Raw genomic sequence first — 21126 nt, 5'->3', positions numbered from 1 at the left:
TCGTCGGCACCGGGGCGGCCCATCGCCCTGTCCGGCTCGATCGAGACCACCTCATTTCCGGCCTTTCCCGGGCCCTGGGCACCGTTGCGGTCGCGCCTTGCCCGGGTACCTGCCCTTGGTCCCGGACAGCCGGGACTCACGGCCGTTCCGGCGATCGGGCCCGAGCGATTTGCTGGACGCGAAGGCGCTCGCCACGGAGGGGACTGCACGGTGACCGCTTCCGTCCGACAGCCCCGGTTGATCGCTCCGGGCCCGCCGCGCGCGAGCACGAAACCCCCAGGCGAATCGAGGCGTCCCAGATGTCACGACTATCGAGATCCGCCGCTGCGGTGCTGTCGGCGTTCACACTGTGCCTGGCCGTCCCGGCCGGGACGGCGTTCGCGGACCGCACCCCGCCGGCCGCGGGGGCCGGCCCGGCGACCACGGCTGCCACCGCTCCGGGTACCGGCACGCGTCCGGCTGCGGAGCCAGGCGAAACTTCCCCGCCGCCCGCGGCGACCTCCCGGCCCGCCACGACCGCGCCCCGGACCACCGGCCAGGAAGCACCGGCGTCGACCAAGGCCCGCTCGACCGCCCCCGTCGCCGACGTCGTAGACGTGCGGCTCTCAGTGTGGTTCGACAAATCCTCCTACACCGCGACGGAACCGATCACCGCCCACGCCGAGGTGACCAACACCGGAACCGTCACCGCACGTTCGGTTTCGCTGAAGTCCAGCGGCAATCTCTCGAGCACCCTCTGGTCGCCTTTCTTCCCTCTCGGCGTGCCGATCGAGCCGGGACAGACCGTGAAGGGCACCGCCAGCGGGTACGTGACTACAGCGTCGGGCCCCTTGACCATCACCGTCACCGCCGTCGTGTCCGGCGACCAGACCGACGTCAATCCGGCGGACAACACCGTCACGGTTTCCGTTCCGGTCGCGCACCCCGTCGGAAGCTACCGCGGGACGGTCTACGGCGACCGCAACGGAAACGGGACGATGGATCCGGGTGAGGCGCTGGCCGGAATCAAGGTGGAGGTTTCAGGCGGCGTGCCGTATCTCAGCTACACCGCGACAACCGACCGCGACGGCCGTTTCGTGTTCCCCTCCCTTCCGGCCGGCAGCTACTGGACGTGGTTCACCAGCGGCGACTGGTACGTGCCGAGCCGGGCCGTCGAGATCGACGAAGCCCATGACCCCGACGTGCTGGCCCGCGCGGTTCCCGTGATCGGCGACCGGCTCGCCGCCGCGATGGCGTTCACCAGCCGGTCGTACCGCAACAACGACGTCGCGCACTTGAGGCTGACGCTGACCGACAACGGCCCGGTTCCGCTCACGGACCTGACCGCGCGGTGCTGGACCACTGGCGCGGGGAACGTCGCGGCCGGAGCGCTGGCCGAGGGCGGGCCCGGAGTCGTCGTCCGCGCCAAGACGACGCGGACCTTCGACCTGACAGTCCGGATCACCGGCGAAATGGCGGCCGAGGGCTATCTCCGGGTCCATTGCCTGATCGGTGCGCCACCGGCTGCCAACGGATCGATCAGCCTCGCCGCGACGGCCTCGATTCCCGGCGGCATGGCCCCGGCGGTCACCGGCTGGCTTTATGTCTTCCGGGGGATCAATCCGACCGAGCCGCCATGGGGCGACCCCTTGCCCGGCGTGAAGGTATACCTGCGCAACCAGCTCACCGGAGCGATCGCCGCCCGCGCGGTAAGCGGCGCCGGCGGCGCCTTCACCTTCCACCGCGTGCCGGCGGGCCTGTACTCAGTGGGAGTCGTGGGGCCCTGGCGAACGGTCTATCCCGCCGATTTCATCGTCCGCGACGGCGTGAACGGGATCGATCCCCGGGAGTCCTACGGCCACCGGTGCTTCGTCCTGCCCGGCCCGTACCAGCCGGATCCGGACGCCGCGACGTCCCCGCCCAGCGCGCGACCCGCGCCTGCCCCTCCCCGGCCCGCGGCACCGGCAGCCACGCGATCGCACAGCCTCGCCGGGACAGGTGCCCTGGCCGAGACCGGCGCGGAAGTCACGTGGCTCGCGCTGGGAGCGTTCCTCACGACAATGACCGGGGCGGCGTTCGTTCTCGGCGCATACCGGAGCCGCTGGCGGTAGCGGCTTCGGGGAACGGCGCGGGCCGGCGAAGCGTCGGAGTGGAGATTCTCCATTCTCGCTCGACGGTCCGCGCCTCCGCGCGCAGGCCGAGGGACAACTGCCAGCACCTGTTTTCACCTTGCCCACATCAATTCTGGCGACAAGAGCGTGAACGAAGCTGTGCAGCAGGAATGTGCACCCTCGCCCAAGACGATCGCCGCCTCGAGCACGTCGGGTTCCCGGCAGCCGCCTGGGGAACCAGCAGTGCCCCCGAAAACAGCACGGCGGGTACGCGGCAACCCGCGCACCCGCCGAAGAGCACAACCGAGCGGCTACCTCCCCCACCACCGCCATTCCCGCACCTCGGGCAAATCCTCACCATGCTCGGCGATCCAGTGCCGGTGCCGTTCCTGCGTGCGCGTCATCCGCTGCCGCAGCGGCCCGGTCGTGGCGAGGAGCCCGGGCACCCGGTCCAGCACGTCGATCACCAGCTGGAACCGGTCCATCCGGTTGCGCACCAGCATGTCGAACGGCGTCGTCGTCGTTCCATGTTCCGTGTAGCCGCGGACATGGAGCCCGGCGTGGTTCGTGCGGCGGTAGGCCAGGCGGTGAATCAGCCACGGGTACCCGTGATAGGCGAAGATCACCGGCCGGTCCGGGGTGAACAGCGCGTCGAACTCCCAGTCGCTCAGACCGTGCGGGTGCTCCGATTCCGGCTGCAGCCGCATCAGGTCCACGACGTTCACCACCCGCACCGCCAGCGAAGGCAGTTCCTCGCGCAGGATCGCGGCCGCCGCCAGGACTTCCAGGGTGGGAGCGTCGCCCGCGCACGCGAGCACGACGTCCGGTTCCCGGTCCGCGTGCGTGCTGGCCCATTCCCAGATGCCGAGGCCCCGCGCACAATGCAGCGCGGCTTCTTCGGCGTCGAGCCAGTCCGGCGTCTCGTTCTTGCCCGCGACCACCACGTTGACCAGGTCCCGGCTGCGCAGGCAGTGCGCGGCCACTTCCAGCAGGGTGTTGGTGTCCGGCGGGAAGTAGACCCGCACGACCTCGGGAGCCTTGTTCGCCACGTGGTCCACGAAACCCGGGTCCTGGTGGGAAAAACCGTTGTGGTCCTGCCGCCAGACGTGCGAGGTCAGCAGGTAGTTCAGCGACGCCACCGGCCGCCGCCACGGGATTTCGCGGTGCACGCGCAGCCATTTGATGTGCTGGTTCACCATCGAGTCCACGATGTGCGCGAACGCCTCGTAGCAGGAGAACAGCCCGTGCCTGCCGCTGAGCAGATAGCCCTCCAGCCAGCCCTGGCACAGGTGCTCCGACAGCACTTCCATGACGCGTCCGTCCGGCGCGAGGCGGTCGTCCGGCGGGCCGGTCGGCAGCTCCCAGGTTTTCGCGGTCACGTCGTACACCGCGTCGAGCCGGTTCGACGCGGTCTCGTCCGGACCGAACAGCCGGAAGTTCGCGCGTTCGGCGTTGCGGCGGAACACTTCCCGCAGGAAGCGGCCCAGTGCCCGGGTCGGTTCCGAAGCGCGCTCCCCCGGCGCGGAGACCTGCACGGCGTGGTCCGCGACCGGCGGAAGCGAGAGCGGACGAAGCAGCACTCCGCCGTTCGCGTGCGGGTTCGCGCCCATCCGTCGCGAACCGTGCGGGATCAGTGCGGTCACCGCCTCGGTCGGACGGCCCGCGGCGTCGAACAGCTCTTCCGGCCGGTAGGACCGCAGCCAGTCCCCCAGCTGCCGCAGGTGTGCCGGATCCTCGCGCACGCGGGTCAGCGGAACCTGGTGCGCCCGCCAGGTCCCCTCGACCTGCTGACCGTCCACTGTGGCCGGTCCGGTCCAGCCTTTCGGCGACCGGAGCACGATCATCGGCCACGCGCCCGCTCCGTCGCGGCGAAGCACGGCCAGATCGGCGACCACCGCGTCCAGCGCGGCGGCCATCGCCTGGTGCATCGCCGCGGGCTCGTCGCCCTCGACGTACACCGGGTCCCAGCCCGCGCCGCGCAGCAGCGAGTCCAGTTCGGACGGCGGGATCCGGGACAGCACCGTCGGATTCGCGATCTTGTAGCCGTTGAGGTGCAGGATCGGCAGCACCGCACCGTCGCGGCGCGGGTCGAGGAACCGGCTGGCCTGCCAGCTCGTCGCCAGCGGACCGGTCTCCGCCTCGCCGTCGCCGACGACGCACGCGACGAGCAGGCCGGGGTTGTCGAACGCGGCGCCGAACGCGTGCGCGAGCGAGTAGCCCAGCTCGCCGCCTTCGTGGATCGACCCTGGCACGTGCGGGGACACGTGGCTCGGCACGCCGCCGGGGAAGGAGAACTGCCGGAACAGCCGGTCCATCCCCTCCTCGTCGCGCGAGACCTCCGGCCACAGCTCCGAATAGCTGCCCTCCAGCCAGGTGCTCGCCAGCAGCGCCGGGCCGCCGTGCCCCGGGCCGGTCACGAACAGCGCGTCGAGATCGTGCGCCAGGATCGCGCGGTTGAGGTGGGCGTAGACGAAGTTCAAGCCGGGCGAGGTGCCCCAGTGCCCGAGCAGCCGGGGTTTCACGTGCGCGGCGGTCAGCGGGTCGCGCAGCAGCGGGTTGCCCATCAGGTAGATCTGGCCCGCGGCGAGGTAGTTCGCGGCTCGCCACTGGGCGTCGACCTGCGCCAGTTCCTCCTCGGTGAGGGTCGCGACGGGGATTTCGGTCGCGGTCACCGCTTCCGCTCCGGGCGCACCACGAGCACCGGGCACGAGGAGTGGTGGACCAGCGCCTGGCTGGTCGACCCGAGCAGCATTCCGGCGAACCCGCCCCGCCCGCGGCTGCCGACGACCAGCAACTGCGCCCGGTCCGACTCGTCGAGCAGCACGTGCCGCGGCCGGTCGCGCACCAGCTTCCGCTGAACCTCCACGTCGGGGTACTTCTCCTGCCAGCCCGCGAGCCGCTGCGCCAGCAACCGTTCCTCGGTCGGCTGGAGGGTTTCCCATTGCGGCATCAGCCGCGCCGCGCTCTCGGTCGAGTCGTAGACCACGTCGACCCAGGCGTGCACCGCGACCAGCGGCGCCTTCCGGAAGCTGGCCTCCTCGAACGCGACCGCGATCGCCGCCTCGCTGTTCGGGCTGCCGTCGACGCCGACCACCACGGGTCCGTCCTGCGGCACCGGGCCGTCGCCGTGCCGTCCGCGGACCACGGCCACCGGGCAGCCGGCGTGGCTCACCACGGCCGCGGTCGTCGCTCCGACCAGCATGCCGGTGAAACCGCCGGTCCCGGTGCGGCCGAGGACGACCATCCGGGCCTTCTTGGAACGGTCGATCAGCAGTGCCGGCGCCGAATCGGTGAACACCTCGCTGCGGACCTTGAGCGACGCGTCCTCCGAAAGCGCCAGCTCGCGCGCCTCGGCCGCGATGCGCTCGCCGTCCTGCTGGATGCCTTCGAACAGCACCGCACTGCCGGCGAGCCCGCCGCCGTACACGAGCCCGGCCAGTTGCAGGCAATGCACGAGCTCCAGTTCGAGATCGCGGCCCGAAGCGAGCCGCGCGGCCCAGCGGACCGCGTCGGAAGACCCTTCCGAGCCGTCGACTCCGACGAGCACCGTGCGGTTCCGGTCAGTCATCTCCCCACCTCCTGTTCCGCGGACACGGTGTCCGCTCCGACCACGCCGGGCACCGCCAGTGCCAGCAGCGTCGCGACGTGGCGATCGGTTTCGTCGTCGTAGAGGTCGACGATCCGCACGATCCCGTCGTGCACCTCGACCTTCCAGCGGCCCGTCCCGCCGTAGATCTCCAGCCGGTGCCGGACGTCCGAGGCGATCGCGTGGTCTTCCCTCGCGAGCACGCGCACGACGTCACCGCGCGTGACGATGCCGACCAGGCGGCTGCCGTCGACGATCGGCATCGCCCGGATCTGGGCGTCCACCAGCGCCTGGCACAGGTCGGCGACGTCGGTGCCGGACGACATCGCGGTCGCCGGAGACGTCATCACCGCCCCGACGGTCGTCTCGATCGCGCCCGGGTGGTAGGGATGCCGGTACTCCGACCGCGTGTCCGCCGGGATCCGGCCGCGGATCAGGTCGGCCTCGGTGACGATGCCGATCAGCCGGTCGTCGTCGTCCACCACCGGCAGCGCCGTGAAACCGTGTTCGGACAGGATTTCCGCCGCCTCCTTGGCGGCGGTCCACGGATGCACCGTCTCGACCGGTGCGGACATCAGATCGCGTGCGCGCATCAGGTCCGTCCTTTCCTCGTGCTGCTCCGAAAATAGGCAACAAGACCGCATCGGCACGCCGGTCCGGAGTCACCGGCGGGAAGGACCAACGTCCTCAGCGCCGCAGCGGCGCCAGCTGCCGGTACGCCTCGCGCCACGCCGCGGGCATCGCGTCGGCGCACTGGCGGGCGCAGCGGATCTCGGCTTCCAGCACCAGAGCGTGGGCCCGCGTCGCTTCGCCGGACTCGACGAGCTCCCCCAGCCTGCCCTGCGCGACCACGGAGTCCTGGTACTCGCCGAGCAGTTCCTGCAAGCCTCGCAAGCTCTTCAGCACCTGGTCCCGATCGACCGGCAGGGCCGAACCAGCCGCCTCGACGGCGTACCGGAGGCGCTTCACGCTCTTGCGCACCGCGTGCACCGCTGCCGCACCGCCTGGCATCGCACCGACCCGGGCATCGGTTTCCTCGACCACCGGCCAGACCAAGCCCGGAAGCACTTTCGCCGCCGGTCGCCGCGCCCGCTTTCCTTGTGCGCCAGCGCTTTGCTCGCGCAGCACGACCAGGAGCACGTCGAGCGCGTTCAGCAGTTGCAGGTACCGCGGCGAGTCGAGGACGACCGCGCACTCGGCGGCCGCTTCGTCCGCCTGCGCGTCGAAAACCTGCTCAGCCCCGATTCGCATCTCGTCCGAAACCACCTCTGGCGGGAGCTTTTCCAGCGCGGCGAAGAACCGGGCGCGTTGCACCTCGATGTCTCGCGCGGGCCCCACGCTCGCGCCGAGCCACCGCAACGCGGAGCGGAACCTCCCGGCGAGCCGTCCGCCGAGCACCGGCGCGAAAGTCCGCAGCGTGGCCCGGATCCGCCGAGCGGCGACCCGCAGGTCGTGCACGCCCTCGGGTTCCTCCAGGCGCACCGCGAGATCGGCGCGGGCGAGCGCTTCGACCTGGCGTTCCAGGTAGCCGAGCGCGACCTGCCGAGCGGTGCCGGTCTCGGCGCCGATCCGGCTTCCGGCTCCGGCCTGCCTCGGCATCGGCACCAGGTCCAGATCCCGGCTGTACGCGCGGACCAGCCGCGCCAGTTCGTGTGGCACCTGCTCCACGCCGGGAGCCTCGACGCGGCGTCCCCGGCCGTCGCCGAGATCGAGCTGCCATTCGCTGCCCGCGCGGCTGATCGCCATGCCGTGGCGGCGCAATCGCAGGCCGGTCGTGTCGTAGTACGTCACCGGCCGCGCCGCGCGGGTCATGACGGCACCGCCCGCTGCGCGAGCCGGCTCAGCAGGACCAGCAGCACGGCCAGGGCGAGCGTCACCCACTGCACTGGCTCGCGGAAGCCGAGCACGACGAACTGGATCGCGAGCCAGCCGCAAAGCACCACGCTCGCGGCGTAGCCGAACCAATGCGCTTCCGGGTCGCCGCGCCACGCCGCGAGCGCGGCCCAGCTGAGCGTGCCGCCGATCGCGAGCACGAGCGCCAGCCCGGGCAACGCCCAGCTGGACAGTCCGAGCGGCACGAGCACGGAGAGCGGCAGCCGGAACCCGGGCGCGCCGACCATCAGGCAGATCCCGCCGGCCAGCGCCGCGGCCGCGAAGACCGTCTCGTAGGTCGCGAGCACCCGCTGCGCGGTCCGGCCGCGCGACGTGGTCACGGCTGGCTCCTCGGCCGCACGACCGCCACCGGGCAGGTCGAATGCGCGAGCAGGGCCTGGCTGGTGGAGCCGAGCAGCATCCCGGCGAACCCGCCCCGGCCCCGGCTGCCCACCACGACCAGCCGCGCGCTCTCGCCGTACTCCAGCAATGTCCGCACCGGCCGCCCGCGCACGATCTCGACGTCGATCCGCAGTTCCGGATATTTCTCCCGCCACAGCGCGAGCTGGCCTTCGATCCGGCAGCGTTCGCCCGCGGCGACCTCGTCCGGGACGATCTCCATGCTCCGCAACGTGCCGTCCGGGCTCAGTTCGTTCCAGGTGCGCACGACCGTGAGCGACGTTTTCCGCGCGGCCGCCGCGGCACAGGCGAACTCGAGCGCCTCGTCGCTGTCGGCCGCGCCGTCGAGCCCCACCACGACCGGTCCGGTCGCGGGCGGGACGTCGTCCGGCATCCGCCCGCGCACGACCACGACCGGGCAGGGGGCGTGCGCGGCCAGCGCGACCGCGGTCGACCCGACCAGCAGACCGGTGAACCCGCCGAGCCCGCGCGATCCCAGCACGGCCAGCTCGGCTCCGCGGCTCTCCCCCAGCAGCACCGCGACCGGGTTTCCCTCCGCGACGACGCGCTCGATCCGCGCCGCGGGCCACCGCTCGCGCACCGCCGCTTCGGCCTCGTCGAGCCACTCCTCCGCCTGCCCCTGAAACCCCGAGCGCACCCCGGCCACGAACGGACCGGTGATGCCGGGCGAGGGAATCAGGTAGGCCTGCACCAGCCGCAGCACCGCGCTACGGCGGTCCGCTTCCTCGGCCGCCCACACAGCCGCGTTGCGCGCCGACGCGGAACCGTCGATCCCGGCCAGCACCACGCTTTCTTCAGGCCCGGACATCGCGGGCTCCTCTCCTGGCCCGCCGCAGCGCGCGCAGCCGCTCGAACCGTTTGCGTTCGTTGCGGTCCTGTTCGGACACCTCGGCCTCGGTGAGCACGATCGCGTCCGATCCGGGGAACACCGTCGTGACCCGGTCGTCGGCGAGCCAGCGCACCGTGAACGGCGGGCTGCCGTCCGGTTTTCCGGTCGCGACGATCCGGCCGCGCTGCTCCGGCAGATCCAGCCGGACGCCCTTCACCACCAGCCAGTCGCCGGGCTGTGCGTGCATTTCTCCTCCTCGGTCCCGTGCCCTCCGCGCTCACCGCGGCGGGCAAAGCTCCACTGCGAGCACGCCTTCGACGGTCCGCGCGAGAGCGGTGACCAGACGGCGTTCCGCTTCGTCGGCGAACGCGCCGCGGACGGTCACCCTTCCGCCGACGACGGACACGTCCCACCGGGCCCGGTGCCCGCCGTAGTCGCGCAGCAGCGCGCGCAGCCGGGACGCGATCGCGTCGTCGCGGCGGACCAGCGGTGCCAGCAGGTCGCGGCGGCTGACGATCCCGGCCAGCCCGCCCTCGTCGACCACCGGCACGCTGCGCAGCCGGTCGATGAGCATCCGCGCCGCGATGTCGCTCCCGTCGGCGTCGAGGTCGACGGTCTCGACCGGTTTCGTCATCACCGCGTCGACCCGCAGGCCCGGGTCGACCGGCTCGCCGGTCAGCACTCCGGCCAGCGCGTCCGCCTCGGTGAAGATGCCGACCACCCGGTTGCCCTCGTCGACCACCGGCAGCGCCGCGACACAGTGTTCGGTCAGCAGCGCGATCGCTTCGCGGACCGGAGTTCCCGGCCCGACCCGGACCACCGGCCGGGTCATGATGTCCCGTGCTCGCACGGCTTTCTCCTCGTCCTCGTTGGACCGGCGGCTCAGTGCACCACCGCGACCGGGCACGCCGAGTGCGCGAGCAGCCGGTTCCCGGTGGACCCGAGCAGCCCTCCCGCCACCGGCCCGCGGCCGCGGCTGCCGATCACGACCAGTTGCGCCCCCTCGACCGTCATCAGCGCCCGCGCGGCCGAGCGGTCCCGCACGGCCAGCGCACGGGTCTCGACCGCGGGGTATTTCTCCGCCCACGCGCCGATCCGTTCACGCAGGGCGCGTTCCTCCGCGTCGGCTCGTCCCGGCTCGTCGACCAGCGCCGCGTGCCAGGCGCGCACCGCGACCAGCGGGGCCTGCCTGCTCGCCGCGGCGTCGAAAGCGAATTCCAGGACGTGCTCGGCACCGTCGGCGCCGTCGACGCCGACCACGACCGCACCGCCGGGCGCCGCGCGTCCGCGCACCACCACCACCGGGCACGACGCGCTCGCCGCGACCCGCAAGGCGACCGAGCCGATCGCCGCGCCGCGCAGCCCGCCGAGCCCGTGCGAACCCAGCACGACCAGCGACACCGACCGGGAGAGTTCGATGAGCAGATCGGCCGCGAACCCGACGCGGGCGACCAGCTGGGTCCGCACTCCCGGCGCCGCGTCCTCGGCCACTTCCGCGGCCCGGCTCAGCCACCGGTGCGCGCGCCCGAACACCTCGCGCGCTTTCCGCTCCGCGACTTTCGCGGGAACGTCGACGGTTTCGCCGATCCCGGCGTGGAACAGCTCCAGCCGGCAATCCCGCCGCTTCGCTTCCGCGGCCGCCCAGCGGACCGGAGTCAGCGACGTCTCCGATTCGTCGATCCCGACGAGCACCACGTCGCCGGGTTTGTTCGCGGTCACCGCTTGCCTCCCGTCCCGCCGCCGGTTCCGGCGGCCCGATTCCACTGTCACGCGCCGCCCGCCGCACGGGTCAGAGCCCGAAGTCCCTTCCCCCGGGGACGAAAGCGGAATGCTGTTTGCCCAGAGTCGCCGCGTGGTCCGGCACCTCGCGCAGCAAGCGCCGGTCGGTCCGCGCGTAGCCCGAGGCGTGCGAGCGGGGCGGCAGCTTCACCGCAGGGGGCGGGATTTCCCGGTACGGCACGCTGGCGAGCAGGTGCGCGAGCATGTTCAGCCTGCCGCGCCGTTTCTCGTCGCCGTCCACTACGTACCACGGCGACTCCGGGGTGTCGGTGTGCACGAACATGTCGTCCTTGGCGCGCGAGTAGTCGTCCCACCTCGGCACCGACTCCAGGTCCACTGTGGACAGTTTCCAGCGGCGGAGCGGGTCCTCGATCCGCGCGCGGAACCGCCGTTCCTGCTCGTCGCGGCTCACCGAGAACCAGTACTTGCGCAGCAACAGACCGTCCTCGACGAGCAGCCGTTCGAAGATCGGGCACTGCCGCAGGAATCGCTGGTACTGCTCGGGAGTGCAGAAGCCGAGCACCCGCTCCACGCCCGCGCGGTTGTACCAGCTGCGGTCGAACAGCACGATCTCCCCGGCCGCGGGCAGCTGCGCCACATACCGCTGGAAGTACCACTGCGTGGACTCGCGGTCGGTGGGCCGGGGCAGCGCGGCGATCCGCACCACGCGCGGGTTGAGGTGTTCGGTGAAGCGTTTGATCGCGCTGCCCTTGCCCGCGGCGTCGCGTCCCTCGAACACCACGACCAGCCGGGCTCCTTCGTGGCGCACCCATTCCTGAAGCTTCACCAGTTCGATCTGGAGACGAGCCAGCTCCGCCTCGTAGACCGCCCTGGGCAGGCGGGAGGTCCCGCGTTTCGCGGCCACTCGCGTCAGGCGACGTCGTTCCACACGTAGTCGAGTCCGTTGCGGACCGCGACCACGCCGGGGACGGCTTCGATCAGCCGGGTGACCGGGGCGATCTCGCTGCGCCGCTCCACGCGGCCGGCGACGGTGACCACTCCGGCGTGCACCACGGCGCGGGCGCGGTCCGGGCCGAGGTGCAGCGTCTCGTACAGCACGCCGGTCACCACGTCGTGTTCGATTTCCGGATCCGGACGGGTCAGCACGCGCAGCACGTCGCGCCGGGCGACGACTCCCACCGGACGGCCGTCCGCGACGACGAACAGCCGCCGCAGACCGGTTTTCTCCAGCTTCGCGGCCGCCGCGGACACGGTGTCGTCGGCGGCGATCGTGACGACCGGACTCGTCATCACCTCGCGCGCGCTCCGTCCTTCGGCTTTCCGGGCTTCCCGCCGGTTCCACCACCGGGACCGGCCGCCCCGCAGCATCGGCAGCAGGTCCTTTTCGGACACCACGCCGACGAGGGTCCCGGCGTGGTCGACCACCGCGACCGCGCTGATCCCTTCCCTGGCCAGCATCGCGGCGATTTCCTTCACCGGCATCTCGGCCCGCACGCAGACCGGGCGGGCGGTCATCACCGCGGAAACCGGTGTCGTGATCGTGTTCATCGCTCCTCCGTGAGGTCCGCGCATTCCCTGTGCTGCCTCGAAAATAGGCAGGGAGACCACCCCGGCACGCCAGTCCGGAGTCCTCAGCGGGGAGGACCAATGTCCTCAGCGGGCACGCGCGTCAGCTACCGGCGGTGAAGCGCAGCCTGAGGTTGGCGCCGTCGTCCACGGCGAAGGCTCCGCTGTTCTCCTGGAGGAACTCGTCCACCGCGGTCCGGCAGCCGCCGTAATCGTGATAGTCGTCGAGGATCAGCGTCGCGCCCGGCGAGAGCCGCGGCAGGACCGCGTTGAGGCAGAAGCGAACCGGGTCGTACCAGTCGCAGTCGAGGTGCGCGAAAGCGACGGAGGCGCGGGTGTAGCCGGGCCAGGTTTCCTCGAACAGCCCGCGGTGCAGGAAGATCCGCTTCTCGTCCACCGGACGGCCGTAGCGTGCGAACGTCGCGCACACCTGCTCGTAGAGGTCCGTGCGGTAGCCGTAATAGGGATCGCCGCCGATGCCGGGCGACTCGCCGGCGGCGATCACCTGGTAGCGCTCCTTGGACTTGGCGTCGTCCTTGGCCGAGGTGGGCTCCGGGATCCGGGCGAACACGTCGAACCCGTGGAACTGCCGCTCGTTTGTGGCGTGGCGTGCGAGCAGCACCGACGAACCGCCGAGCGCGACCCCGAACTCCAGGAGGTCGCCCGGAACGCCGCGTTTCGCGACCTCGTGGACGGCGCCGGTCAGCCGGGTCAGTTTCTCCGGGCTCAAGTAGGTGAGGCGATCGCGCAGGACCGCCCGGGCCTCGGCCGGAAGCAGCGCGACCCGTGCCTGGTGGACGATGGACTTCAGGACCGCGTTCATCGGTCTCCCGCGGCGGTGGTCCCGGCCCGGACGACCAGCACCGGGCATTCGGCGTGGTGCAGCAGCGCGTGGCTCGTCGAGCCGAGGACCATGCCGGTGAACCCGCCCCGCCCGCGGCTGCCCAGCACCACCAGCGAGGCCCGGGAACTCCATTCGATCAACCGGTCGCGCGGCCGGTCCTGTTCGACGATCCGCTCCACCCGCACGTCCGGGTACAGCGCGCTGTACCCGGAAATCCGTTGCGCCAGCAACCGGTGCTCGGCTTCCCTTGCCTCGAAGGGGAAATCGCGGTCGCCGAACAGCCGGGAGCGGTCCGCGTCGAGCCACGCGTGCACCGCGACCAGCGGCACGCCGCGCACCGCGGCTTCCTCGAACGCGCAGCCGATCGCCGCTTCGCTGAGCGGGCTTCCGTCGACTCCGACGACGACCGGCTCCCGGGGACGGATCGTGCCGCGCACGACCACGACCGGACAGTGCGCGTGCGCGACCAGATCGATGTCCGGCGAGCCGGCGAGGAGCCCGGACAGCGTGCCGGTCGGCTCGCCCAGCACCAGCATCCGTGCCTTCGCCGAGGCTTCCCGCAGCGCGACCTCGGGGCCCGCCGGGCTCGTCTCGACAGCGATCCGGACCCGCGGCTCGACCTCCGCGAGGTCGTCCCGGACGGCCTGCAGCAACTCCTCCGCCTCAGCTTCCTTCACTTCCAGCCACTCCACCGGCGGATACCGTTCGCCCACGAAGCTGCCGTCCGCGAATCCGAACGCCGCGAGCACCGTCAGCGGCACATGCCGCAGGACCGCCTCGCGCGCCGCCCACCGGGCCGCCGCCGCGGCGGACTCGCTCCCGTCGACGCCGACCAGAACCGGGTCCGTGTTCATCGCCGCTCCCTCCACTTCTCGCCGAGGACTTCCGCCACCCCGCGACGCAGACTCGCGGGAGCCACCCGGGTCGACCGCCCCAGCCGCAGCAGCGCCTGCGGGAATCCGGCGAGCTGGTAGTCCTCGCACAGCGCCGAACGCACCTCGGGCACTCGCAACGGCTGCGTCAGCACCGCGCCGGCAAGACCGAGGGTCACTCCTTCGAGCCAGCAGCGCTCCAGGGCGTACCCGGCACGGATGTGGTCCAGGCGCGCGTCGTCCGCGGTGGTGAAGAGCAGGAGAGTTTCGGCCTCGAGCCGTTCCCGCAGCAAGACCGGGTCCGGCACGACCGTCGCCCGGCGCACCAGCCCGGCCCACGGCAGTTCGCCCGGAGGCAGCGCGGAGAATCGCATTCCCGCGCCGTGCCGGTGCGCGGCCTCGTCCCGGATCGTCCAGAGCGCGAGTTCGCGTTGGTAGGCGCCGTCGTCCTGAAGCGCCCTGGCAGCGTGCTCGAAGAGCTTCGCCAGCCGTTCCATTCCGTTCAGCCGCGTCGCCTCCACCCCGGTCGTCACCGCCGCGGCGACGACACGCGCGGTCTGCGTCGCGCTGACCGGCAGTCCGGTGAACGCCCCGCGATGGCTCCGCCGCACCATGATCGCCCCGTACCGCTGCAACTCCTGGTCGGTCGGCGGCGAGGGCTCCCCTGCCTCGACCCGCGCGACGACGTCGGTCTGCTCCGGGTCCGGCAGCATGGCCACCTCGGCTCGGCGGCCGAGGACCCGCACCGCCAGTTCGAGGTTGGCCAGCGCGGTCCCGCAGGACATCGCCAGATCGCGGCGAAGGGGGTCGTGGCGAGGGAGTGCGACGTCGGTGCGCTCCCGCAGCAGGACCGCGCCGTCGGTCAGCTCGACCCGCCAGGGCTGCGTGTTGTGCACCGAGGGGGCGCGCAGGACTGAGCGGCCCAGCACCTCCGCTTCGGCGAGCGTCCACTCGCCGGACCGGCAGCCGGCCGCGGCCGCTGTCTTCTCCATGGCGGTCACTCCTGTCGTAGCGAACACCCTGAGCCAACCCCGGACAGGCCGCTCCGCGCTCCGGTCGCAAGCCACCGGGTCAAGGGACCAACGTCACCGGCTGCGCGGCCGCATCGTCTGTGCGGGAATCTGAGTCCGATGCCGGGCACTTCAGGCGAGGCTGCGGGTGCGGTGTGCGGCGTGGCTGCCCGGGTGAAGTACGTGAGGTTTCCCCTCACCTGCCTTCGCCTCGCCCAGCGCGTCTCCGCAGGCCGGTGCTCCGCATCCGCCGCACAGCACGCTCCTGAAAAACCCGATGCCGCATTGGGTGCGGCTCAGGCAACCGGGCATTTCGGCCAGGTCGGCGTCCTGTGCGGCGGGCAGCGGAGCGACGCAGCTTGAGTTCCTGGCATTGCCCCTGAGTCCCACCGAGTTCCCCGCACGGACCTGCGGGAGGCCGCCCGGCTTAAGTCCCCGGCATGGGGACCAAGCGCCCTTTCCCGTCCGCCCGCGCGCCCGCGAGGGTGGGCGGCATGACCGAAACCGAACCGTGGGCCGGGGTGCGGGAGACGCACAGCGGCGCGGTCTTCTTCGCCGGGGACCGGGCGTGGAAACTCAAGAAACCCGTCGACCTGGGCTTCCTCGACTTCACCGATCGTGGCGTGCGCGAGCGCGTCTGCCGCCGCGAGGTGGAGCTCAACCGCAGGCTCGCGCCCGACGTCTACCTCGGGGTCGCCGCCGTGACCGGCCCGGACGGCGCGGTCTGCGACCACCTCGTCGCGATGCGGCGGATGCCGGACGACCGGAGGCTGTCCGAACTGGTGCGGCGCGGCGAACCGCTCGGACCGGTCATCCGCTCGCTCGCCCGGTTGCTCGCGGTCTTCCACGGGGGCGCGCACCGCGGCTTGGCTGTCGACGCCGACGGGACGCGCGACGCGGTCCGCGCCCGCTGGCACGCGAGCTTCGACCAGGTCCGGCCGTTCCACGGAGTCGTGCTGGACACGACGGCGGCCAAGGAGATCGAGAGCCGCACGGACCTGTTCCTCGCCGGGCGCGAGCCCCTCTTCGCCCGCCGCATCGCCGAGCGCCGGGTCGTCGACGGCCACGGCGACCTGATCGCGGACGACATCTTCTGCCTCGACGACGGCCCGCGCGTGCTCGACTGCCTGGAATTCGACGACCGGCTCCGCCACGTCGACGGGCTCGACGACGTCGCGTTCCTCGCGATGGACCTCGAACGGCTAGGTGCGCCCGCGCTCGCCGCCGAACTGCTCGACGCGTATGCCGAATTCTCCGGGGACAACGCTCCCCCGGCGCTGCGCCACCACTACCTCGCGTATCGCGCGTTCGTGCGGGTCAAAGTCGCCTGTCTCCGCCACGCGCAAGGGGATCCGGCGGCAGCGGAACTGGCCAGCGCGTATGCGGAAACGACGCTTCGCCATCTCCGGGCGGGCGAGGTCCGGGCGGTGCTGGTCGGCGGTCTGCCCGGTTCGGGAAAGTCCACTGTGGCCGCCCGCGTCGCCGACGCGCTCGGCGCGACCTTGCTGCAGAGCGACCGGATCCGCAAGGAAATCGCCGGAATCGACCCGGAACGCCACGTGCCCGCCGACTACCGGCAGGGGATCTACACGCCCCCGTGGACCGCGCTGACCTACTCCGAACTCGCCCGGCGCTCGGCCGCACTGCTCGGGCTCGGCGAGACCGTCGTCCTCGACGCGTCGTGGACCTCCGCTACCGAAAGAGAGGCGATCGCCGCGGTCGCGAGACAAACCGGCAGCAAACTGTGCGCGCTGCGCTGCACCGCGCCGGACGACCTGCGCGAGCGCAGACTCGCCACCCGGACCGGATCGCTGTCCGACGCCGGACCTGACGTCGCCCGCGAGATGGCGGAAGACGCCGCGCCGTGGCCCTCGGCATTCCCGCTCGACACCACCGGAACTCCGGCCGACACAGCCGGAATCGCGCTCGCGCATCTCGCGCCGGGCTCGTGACGGAGGGACGAACGTCCCTCGCCCTGCCCGCCAACGTCTCTGCCGCGCCTGCGGCGGGCACGGGCACCGTGAGCGGGGCGAAAGGGAGGAGACAGCATGGCACGCACCGAGGTCGTCGTTCTCGGCAGCGGTTTCGCCGGGCTGGAAACGGCTTTCCGGCTCCGGGCCCGGGCAAGCGAGGACGACGTGGGAATCACCGTCGTGTCCGACCGTGACGATTTCCTGTACCGGCCGGGAACGGTCCGGCTGCCGTTCGGAGCAGCCGAGGCGCCATTGCACGTACCGCTCGCCGGCGCGTTCCGGCGGCGCGGGATCGGGGCGGTGATCGCGACCGCCGAAGGAATCGACCTCGACCGCGGGCAGGTGCACACCTCCCGCGGCCGGATGGCCTACGACCGGCTCGTCCTCGCCACCGGAGCCGCGAGCAGGCCGGAGGAGATCCCCGGGCTCGCCGAGCACGCCCATTCGATCGCCGCTGCGGGTGCGCTGCACCGGCTCGGCGAGGATCTGCGCTGGGCCGCGCAGCACGCCCGGCACGGCCGCCCGCAGCGAGTGCTTTTCGTGTTGCCGCCAGGCAATCAGTGCGCGGCACCGCTGTACGAGGTCGCGCTGATGCTCGACACGTGGCTGCGCCGCAAGCAGATCCGCGACAGCGTGGAAATCGCCTTCGACACCTGCGAGGAGAGCTACGTCCAGGCCTTCGGCCCCAAACTGCACGAGCTCGTCTCCCGGCAGTTCGAGGCGCGCGGCATCGAGGGCCGCACCGCGGCGACGCTGGCCAAGGCGACCGAACGCAGCGCCGTTTTCGCCGACGGCTCTGTGCGGGAATTCGACGTCCTCGCCACGTTCCCGCCGCAGGTCGCTTCCGTCCATTACTCCGGTCTCCCGTGCGACGAGCGCGGATTCCTGCGCTGCGATCCGCTCGGCCGAGCGGTGCTCGGGCGGCCGGAGGTCTTCGGGCCCGGCGATGCCGGGGATTTCCCCCTGAAACTGGGGTATCTCGCGCTGCTTCAGGCCGACGCGGCCGTCGGCGCGATCGCCGCGCAGCGACGCGGGACGACCCTGTCCGCCGGGCCGTCCCCGGTCGTGCGGCAGGTGCTGGACCTGCTCGACGACGCCGCCTTCGCCCAGATCCCGCTCGCCCCCGGCGACAATCCGGCCCGCGTCGACGAGTCGTCCTCGCGCTACTGGGTCAGCACCGGCGCGTTCTGGCGCGCGGGCGCGCGACTGGCCGAGGCCGCGCTATCGGCCCGGTTCCGGCTCGGCCTGCCGTTCCGCGCGGGCAGCGGATGGGGCGCGCTCGGCCGCGCTCCCGGAAGAACCCGTCCGAACACCGACAACCTTGTGGAGAGACCATGACCGTACGAGTCGGCATCAACGGCTTCGGCCGCATCGGCCGCGACATCCTGCGCCGCGTCCTGGAACGGCCGGACAGCCCGGTCGAAGTGGTCGCGGTCAACGACGTCACCACGCCGGACACTCTCGCCCACCTGCTCGCCCACGATTCCACCTACGGCCCGCTGCGGCTGCCGGTGCGGGTGATCGGCGACGCGATCGAGGTGGGCGACCACGTCGTGCAGGTGACGTCCGTGACCGAACCGGCGAACCTGCCGTGGAACGAGTTCGGCGTGTCGATCGGGATCGAGGCGACCGGCCGCTTCCGCACCCGCGAGGCGGCCGCCGGGCACCTCGCCGCGGGCGCGCGGAAGGTGCTCGTTTCCGCGCCGGGCAAGGGACTCGACGCGACGCTGGTGCTCGGCGTCAACGACGGCGACTACGACCCGGCGCGCCACGACGTCGTCTCCAACGCCTCCTGCACCACGAACTGCGCCGCGCCGATGGTCAAGGTGCTGCACGAGGCGTTCGGGATCCGCCGGGGACTGCTCACCACGATCCACAGCTACACCGGGGACCAGGCTCTGCTCGACCGGCCGCACCGGGACCCGCGGCGGGCCAGGTCGGCCGCGGTGAACCTGATCCCGACGAGCACCGGAGCCGCGCGGGCGATCGGCGAGGTGATCCCGGCGCTCGCGGGCAAGCTCGACGGGGTCGCGATCCGGGTCCCGGTCGAGGACGGTTCGCTCACCGACCTGACCGTCGAACTCGAGCGGGACGTCACCGCGGACGAGGTCAACCGCGCGTTCGCGCACGCCGCCGACGGGCAGCTCAAGGGAATCCTCCGCTACACCGAAGCGCCCCTGGTGTCGCGCGACATCATCGGCGACCCGTCGTCGTGCGTCTTCGATTCGGGCCTCACCAAAGCCGACGGGCACCTGGTCAAGGCGTTCGGCTGGTACGACAACGAATGGGGCTATGTGGCCCGCACTGTCGAACTCGCCGAAGTCATCGGGCGCGCCCTCGACCAAGGCTGACCGCGGAACGGCCGCCGCGGACCGGAATCCGCGGCGGCCGTTCCGTCATCGTCACGGCCGGACGCCGACCTCGTGCCGGTCTCCAGCGCAGCGCAACTGGTTTCGCACGCCGACCACTCCGGGCAGCACCTCGGTCAACCGCTCGGCGCGCAGCACCTCGCCGGGGCTGTCCACGATTCCGGTCAGCGTGACCACGCCGTCGTCGACCCGCACCGACGTCGTCGCGGGGTCGGCCCACAGCGCCTGGCGCAGCACCCGGCGTTCGACCATTTCCTTGATCTCCGCGTCCGGCCGGAGGAACACCGCGAGCACATCCCGGCGGGCGAGCACTCCGGTGAGCGCCCCGGAACCGTCGACGACGAACAACCGCCGCAGGTTCGCCTCGACCATCCACCGCGCGGCGTCGGCCAGCGGTTCGTCCTGCCGGACGACGCGCACCGGGGTGCTCATCACGTCGACGGCCTTTCGGCCCCGCGCTCGCGCCCAGCCGCGCCGGCGGCGCGAAGAGGCGAAAAGTCCCGGTCTCGGTCCTTCGGCCCGGCGGTCGTACCTGGCGAGCAGTTCACGTTCCGAAACCACCCCGACCGGCCGGCCCGAACCGTTCGTCACCGGCACCGCCGAGATGCCGTTGGCAGCGAGAAGATCGATCAGTTCCTTGAACGGCGTGTCCGGGCGGCCGTCACCACCGGCCAGTTCATCACATCCGAAACCAGCAGTCCGGTCATCACAGCACCTCCGCGTTTTCTTTGCACGGTAGGCTTTTCCGGTGCCGGCGACCGGAGTCCGCGGTCCCCGGCCGCCGGGCCGTTCGCCCCTTTCCGCGCGCCGCGCGGGGGGTGTTGCCTGGAGCGCGACCGGAGGAGGAGCCCATGCGAGCACACCGGAAGCTTTCCGACCTGTCCCCCGCGCAGCGGCGGAGCCTCATCGCCGCCGCGGCCGTGCAGGTGCTGCTGGCCGCGGCGGCCTGGTGGGATCTCGCGAAACGGCCGGAGGACCGGGTCAACGGCCCGAAGTCCGCCTGGGCGATCGCGATCGCCGTCAATTTCGCGGGTCCGCTGGCGTACTTCCGCTGGGGCCGGGCGGTTCCTCGCCGGAGCCGGCGACGATGACCGGGCACAGCGCGTAGGACATCGCCGCCTGGCTCGTCGACCCGAGCAGCAGCCCGCCGAACCCGCCGCGCCCGCGGCTTCCCACGACGAGCAGCTGCGCCCGGTCGGCCAGATCCAGCAGCTGCTCGGCCGGGCGGCCGCGCACGACCAGCTGCCGCACGTCCACGCCCGGGTACTTCTCCGCCCACCCGGCGACTCGCTCGGCGAGCACCACGTGCGCCTCCTGCTCGATCCCGCTGTCGGCTGTCCAGCGGTTCTCCCGGAAGATCGCCGACAGCAGCCGGTCGTCCCAGCAGTGCACCGCGGTCAGCGGAGCGTTCCGCCACGAGGCTTCCTCGAACGCCGTCCCCAGTGCCCGTTCGCTCGACGGCGAACCGTCGACTCCCACGACGACCGGTCCGGCGGCTGGCGGTTCTTCGTCGCCCGCGTGCGGCCGGACGAGCGCCACCGGGCAGTCCGCGTGCGCGGCGAGGGACACTGAGACCGAGCCGAGCAGGATCCGGCCCAGCGGACGCAGACCGGGCGTGCCGAGCACCAGCAGCACCGCCTCGCGGGACTGCGCGACCAGGCACTTCCCGACGATTCCGCGCAGCAGCACCAGATCCGGCGTCAGCGCGGGTACGGCTTCTTTGGCGGCGTCGCGGGCGGTGCGCAGGATCCGGTGCCCGCGCGCGGTGAGCACGCGGTCGAAGTTCTCCAGTGTCCGCAATGGACGGGGGAAGTCGAGGGCCAGCTCGTCGAGCACGTGCACGAGCCGCAGCGGGACTCCGCGCCCCGCCGCGGCGCGCGCCGCCCAGCCGACCGCGTGCAGGGAAGCCAGCGAGCCGTCGACTGCGGCGACGAGTGCGGGTTCGGTCATCGGTT

Annotated in this window: 21 protein-coding genes; 5 read left to right on the top strand and 16 right to left on the bottom strand. The window is 72.1% G+C overall.

Annotated elements, in window-relative coordinates; all coding sequences use genetic code 11:
* Positions 1–299: 299 nt before the first annotated feature.
* Positions 300–2090: an SdrD B-like domain-containing protein gene (locus tag L3Q65_RS12130; protein ID WP_237599667.1), complete on the top strand. Its 1791-nt coding sequence runs from the start codon at positions 300–302 to the stop codon at positions 2088–2090.
* A gap of 311 nt (positions 2091–2401) precedes the next feature.
* Here the strand turns inward: L3Q65_RS12130 and L3Q65_RS12125 are convergent, their stop codons facing one another.
* The 14 genes from L3Q65_RS12125 to L3Q65_RS12060 form a co-directional block, all read right to left on the bottom strand.
* The gene (locus L3Q65_RS12125; RefSeq protein ID WP_237599666.1) at positions 2402–4762 is read right to left on the bottom strand and encodes a phosphoketolase; all 2361 of its coding nucleotides are present in this window, start codon (positions 4760–4762) and stop codon (positions 2402–2404) included.
* Positions 4759–5658: a universal stress protein gene (locus L3Q65_RS12120; RefSeq protein WP_182896164.1), complete on the bottom strand. Its 900-nt coding sequence runs from the start codon at positions 5656–5658 to the stop codon at positions 4759–4761. Before L3Q65_RS12120 ends, L3Q65_RS12125 begins: the two co-directional genes overlap by 4 nt.
* A complete protein-coding gene (locus L3Q65_RS12115) occupies positions 5655–6269 on the bottom strand; it encodes an HPP family protein (protein WP_182896165.1) in 615 nt (204 codons plus the stop codon). Before L3Q65_RS12115 ends, L3Q65_RS12120 begins: the two co-directional genes overlap by 4 nt.
* A gap of 94 nt (positions 6270–6363) precedes the next feature.
* The gene (locus L3Q65_RS12110; RefSeq protein ID WP_237599665.1) at positions 6364–7488 is read right to left on the bottom strand and encodes a CHAD domain-containing protein; all 1125 of its coding nucleotides are present in this window, start codon (positions 7486–7488) and stop codon (positions 6364–6366) included.
* Complete coding sequence (locus L3Q65_RS12105) at positions 7485–7889, bottom strand: hypothetical protein (protein WP_182896167.1); 405 nt, start codon at positions 7887–7889, stop codon at positions 7485–7487. Before L3Q65_RS12105 ends, L3Q65_RS12110 begins: the two co-directional genes overlap by 4 nt.
* On the bottom strand, positions 7886–8776 hold the full coding sequence (locus L3Q65_RS12100) for a universal stress protein (protein WP_182896168.1): 891 nt from the start codon (positions 8774–8776) through the stop codon (positions 7886–7888). Before L3Q65_RS12100 ends, L3Q65_RS12105 begins: the two co-directional genes overlap by 4 nt.
* Positions 8763–9044 (bottom strand): DUF1918 domain-containing protein, encoded by a 282-nt coding sequence (locus L3Q65_RS12095; protein WP_182896169.1) that lies wholly within the window; start codon positions 9042–9044, stop codon positions 8763–8765. The genes L3Q65_RS12100 and L3Q65_RS12095 overlap by 14 nt, the downstream gene beginning before the upstream one ends.
* A gap of 30 nt (positions 9045–9074) precedes the next feature.
* Complete coding sequence (locus tag L3Q65_RS12090; RefSeq protein ID WP_182896170.1) at positions 9075–9647, bottom strand: CBS domain-containing protein; 573 nt, start codon at positions 9645–9647, stop codon at positions 9075–9077.
* Between the two features lie 32 nt (positions 9648–9679).
* Positions 9680–10516 carry a universal stress protein gene (locus tag L3Q65_RS12085; RefSeq protein ID WP_182896171.1) on the bottom strand — a complete coding sequence of 279 codons (837 nt, stop codon included), beginning with the start codon at positions 10514–10516 and terminating at the stop codon, positions 9680–9682.
* Between the two features lie 70 nt (positions 10517–10586).
* Positions 10587–11441, bottom strand: a complete 855-nt coding sequence (gene ppk2, locus L3Q65_RS12080) for a polyphosphate kinase 2 (protein ID WP_182896172.1) — start codon at positions 11439–11441, stop codon at positions 10587–10589.
* 5 nt (positions 11442–11446) lie between these two features.
* On the bottom strand, positions 11447–12085 hold the full coding sequence (locus L3Q65_RS12075; RefSeq protein WP_237599664.1) for a CBS domain-containing protein: 639 nt from the start codon (positions 12083–12085) through the stop codon (positions 11447–11449).
* A gap of 121 nt (positions 12086–12206) precedes the next feature.
* Entirely contained in the window at positions 12207–12926 is a 720-nt protein-coding gene (locus tag L3Q65_RS12070; protein WP_237599663.1) for a TylF/MycF/NovP-related O-methyltransferase, read from the bottom strand.
* Positions 12923–13801 carry a universal stress protein gene (locus L3Q65_RS12065; RefSeq protein WP_237599662.1) on the bottom strand — a complete coding sequence of 293 codons (879 nt, stop codon included), beginning with the start codon at positions 13799–13801 and terminating at the stop codon, positions 12923–12925. The genes L3Q65_RS12070 and L3Q65_RS12065 overlap by 4 nt, the downstream gene beginning before the upstream one ends.
* Positions 13798–14811 carry a nitroreductase gene (locus L3Q65_RS12060; protein ID WP_237599661.1) on the bottom strand — a complete coding sequence of 338 codons (1014 nt, stop codon included), beginning with the start codon at positions 14809–14811 and terminating at the stop codon, positions 13798–13800. Before L3Q65_RS12060 ends, L3Q65_RS12065 begins: the two co-directional genes overlap by 4 nt.
* 512 nt (positions 14812–15323) lie before the next feature.
* On the opposite strand from L3Q65_RS12060, the gene L3Q65_RS12055 reads away from it, so the two are divergent.
* The 3 genes from L3Q65_RS12055 (at position 15324) to gap (ending at position 19153) form a co-directional block, all read left to right on the top strand.
* Complete coding sequence (locus L3Q65_RS12055; protein WP_237599660.1) at positions 15324–16781, top strand: AAA family ATPase; 1458 nt, start codon at positions 15324–15326, stop codon at positions 16779–16781.
* Positions 16782–16877: 96 nt separating this feature from the next.
* The gene (locus L3Q65_RS12050; protein ID WP_237599659.1) at positions 16878–18140 is read left to right on the top strand and encodes an NAD(P)/FAD-dependent oxidoreductase; all 1263 of its coding nucleotides are present in this window, start codon (positions 16878–16880) and stop codon (positions 18138–18140) included.
* Positions 18137–19153 (top strand): type I glyceraldehyde-3-phosphate dehydrogenase, encoded by a 1017-nt coding sequence (gene gap / locus L3Q65_RS12045; RefSeq protein ID WP_182896179.1) that lies wholly within the window; start codon positions 18137–18139, stop codon positions 19151–19153. The genes L3Q65_RS12050 and gap overlap by 4 nt, the downstream gene beginning before the upstream one ends.
* A gap of 51 nt (positions 19154–19204) precedes the next feature.
* Here gap and L3Q65_RS12040 read toward each other — a convergent pair whose 3' ends face one another.
* Positions 19205–19603: a BON domain-containing protein gene (locus tag L3Q65_RS12040; RefSeq protein WP_237600885.1), complete on the bottom strand. Its 399-nt coding sequence runs from the start codon at positions 19601–19603 to the stop codon at positions 19205–19207.
* A gap of 419 nt (positions 19604–20022) precedes the next feature.
* On the opposite strand from L3Q65_RS12040, the gene L3Q65_RS12030 reads away from it, so the two are divergent.
* Positions 20023–20262 carry a PLDc N-terminal domain-containing protein gene (locus tag L3Q65_RS12030; protein WP_237599658.1) on the top strand — a complete coding sequence of 80 codons (240 nt, stop codon included), beginning with the start codon at positions 20023–20025 and terminating at the stop codon, positions 20260–20262.
* Here the strand turns inward: L3Q65_RS12030 and L3Q65_RS12025 are convergent.
* Entirely contained in the window at positions 20192–21121 is a 930-nt protein-coding gene (locus L3Q65_RS12025) for a universal stress protein (protein ID WP_182896182.1), read from the bottom strand. The two genes, L3Q65_RS12030 and L3Q65_RS12025, sit on opposite strands and share 71 nt — an antisense overlap.
* Positions 21122–21126: the final 5 nt, after the last annotated feature.

The organism is Amycolatopsis sp. FU40, assembly GCF_021903635.1.
Lineage (GTDB): Bacteria > Actinomycetota > Actinomycetes > Mycobacteriales > Pseudonocardiaceae > Amycolatopsis > Amycolatopsis dendrobii.
This window is presented reverse-complemented; position numbering and strand designations above follow the sequence as displayed.

Bases quoted from the DNA above. Each gene is read 5' to 3' on its own strand.
- L3Q65_RS12130 (WP_237599667.1), top strand. From the start codon at position 300: ATGTCACGACTATCGAGATCCGCCGCTGCGGTGCTGTCGGCGTTCACA.
- L3Q65_RS12120 (WP_182896164.1), bottom strand. From the start codon at position 5,658: ATGACTGACCGGAACCGCACGGTGCTCGTCGGAGTCGACGGCTCGGAA.
- L3Q65_RS12115 (WP_182896165.1), bottom strand. From the start codon at position 6,269: ATGCGCGCACGCGATCTGATGTCCGCACCGGTCGAGACGGTGCATCCG.
- L3Q65_RS12110 (WP_237599665.1), bottom strand. From the start codon at position 7,488: ATGACCCGCGCGGCGCGGCCGGTGACGTACTACGACACGACCGGCCTG.
- L3Q65_RS12100 (WP_182896168.1), bottom strand. From the start codon at position 8,776: ATGTCCGGGCCTGAAGAAAGCGTGGTGCTGGCCGGGATCGACGGTTCC.
- L3Q65_RS12095 (WP_182896169.1), bottom strand. From the start codon at position 9,044: ATGCACGCACAGCCCGGCGACTGGCTGGTGGTGAAGGGCGTCCGGCTG.
- L3Q65_RS12075 (WP_237599664.1), bottom strand. From the start codon at position 12,085: ATGAACACGATCACGACACCGGTTTCCGCGGTGATGACCGCCCGCCCG.
- L3Q65_RS12070 (WP_237599663.1), bottom strand. From the start codon at position 12,926: ATGAACGCGGTCCTGAAGTCCATCGTCCACCAGGCACGGGTCGCGCTG.
- L3Q65_RS12065 (WP_237599662.1), bottom strand. From the start codon at position 13,801: ATGAACACGGACCCGGTTCTGGTCGGCGTCGACGGGAGCGAGTCCGCC.
- L3Q65_RS12060 (WP_237599661.1), bottom strand. From the start codon at position 14,811: ATGGAGAAGACAGCGGCCGCGGCCGGCTGCCGGTCCGGCGAGTGGACG.
- L3Q65_RS12055 (WP_237599660.1), top strand. From the start codon at position 15,324: ATGACCGAAACCGAACCGTGGGCCGGGGTGCGGGAGACGCACAGCGGC.
- L3Q65_RS12050 (WP_237599659.1), top strand. From the start codon at position 16,878: ATGGCACGCACCGAGGTCGTCGTTCTCGGCAGCGGTTTCGCCGGGCTG.
- gap (WP_182896179.1), top strand. From the start codon at position 18,137: ATGACCGTACGAGTCGGCATCAACGGCTTCGGCCGCATCGGCCGCGAC.
- L3Q65_RS12040 (WP_237600885.1), bottom strand. From the start codon at position 19,603: ATGAGCACCCCGGTGCGCGTCGTCCGGCAGGACGAACCGCTGGCCGAC.
- L3Q65_RS12030 (WP_237599658.1), top strand. From the start codon at position 20,023: ATGCGAGCACACCGGAAGCTTTCCGACCTGTCCCCCGCGCAGCGGCGG.
- L3Q65_RS12025 (WP_182896182.1), bottom strand. From the start codon at position 21,121: ATGACCGAACCCGCACTCGTCGCCGCAGTCGACGGCTCGCTGGCTTCC.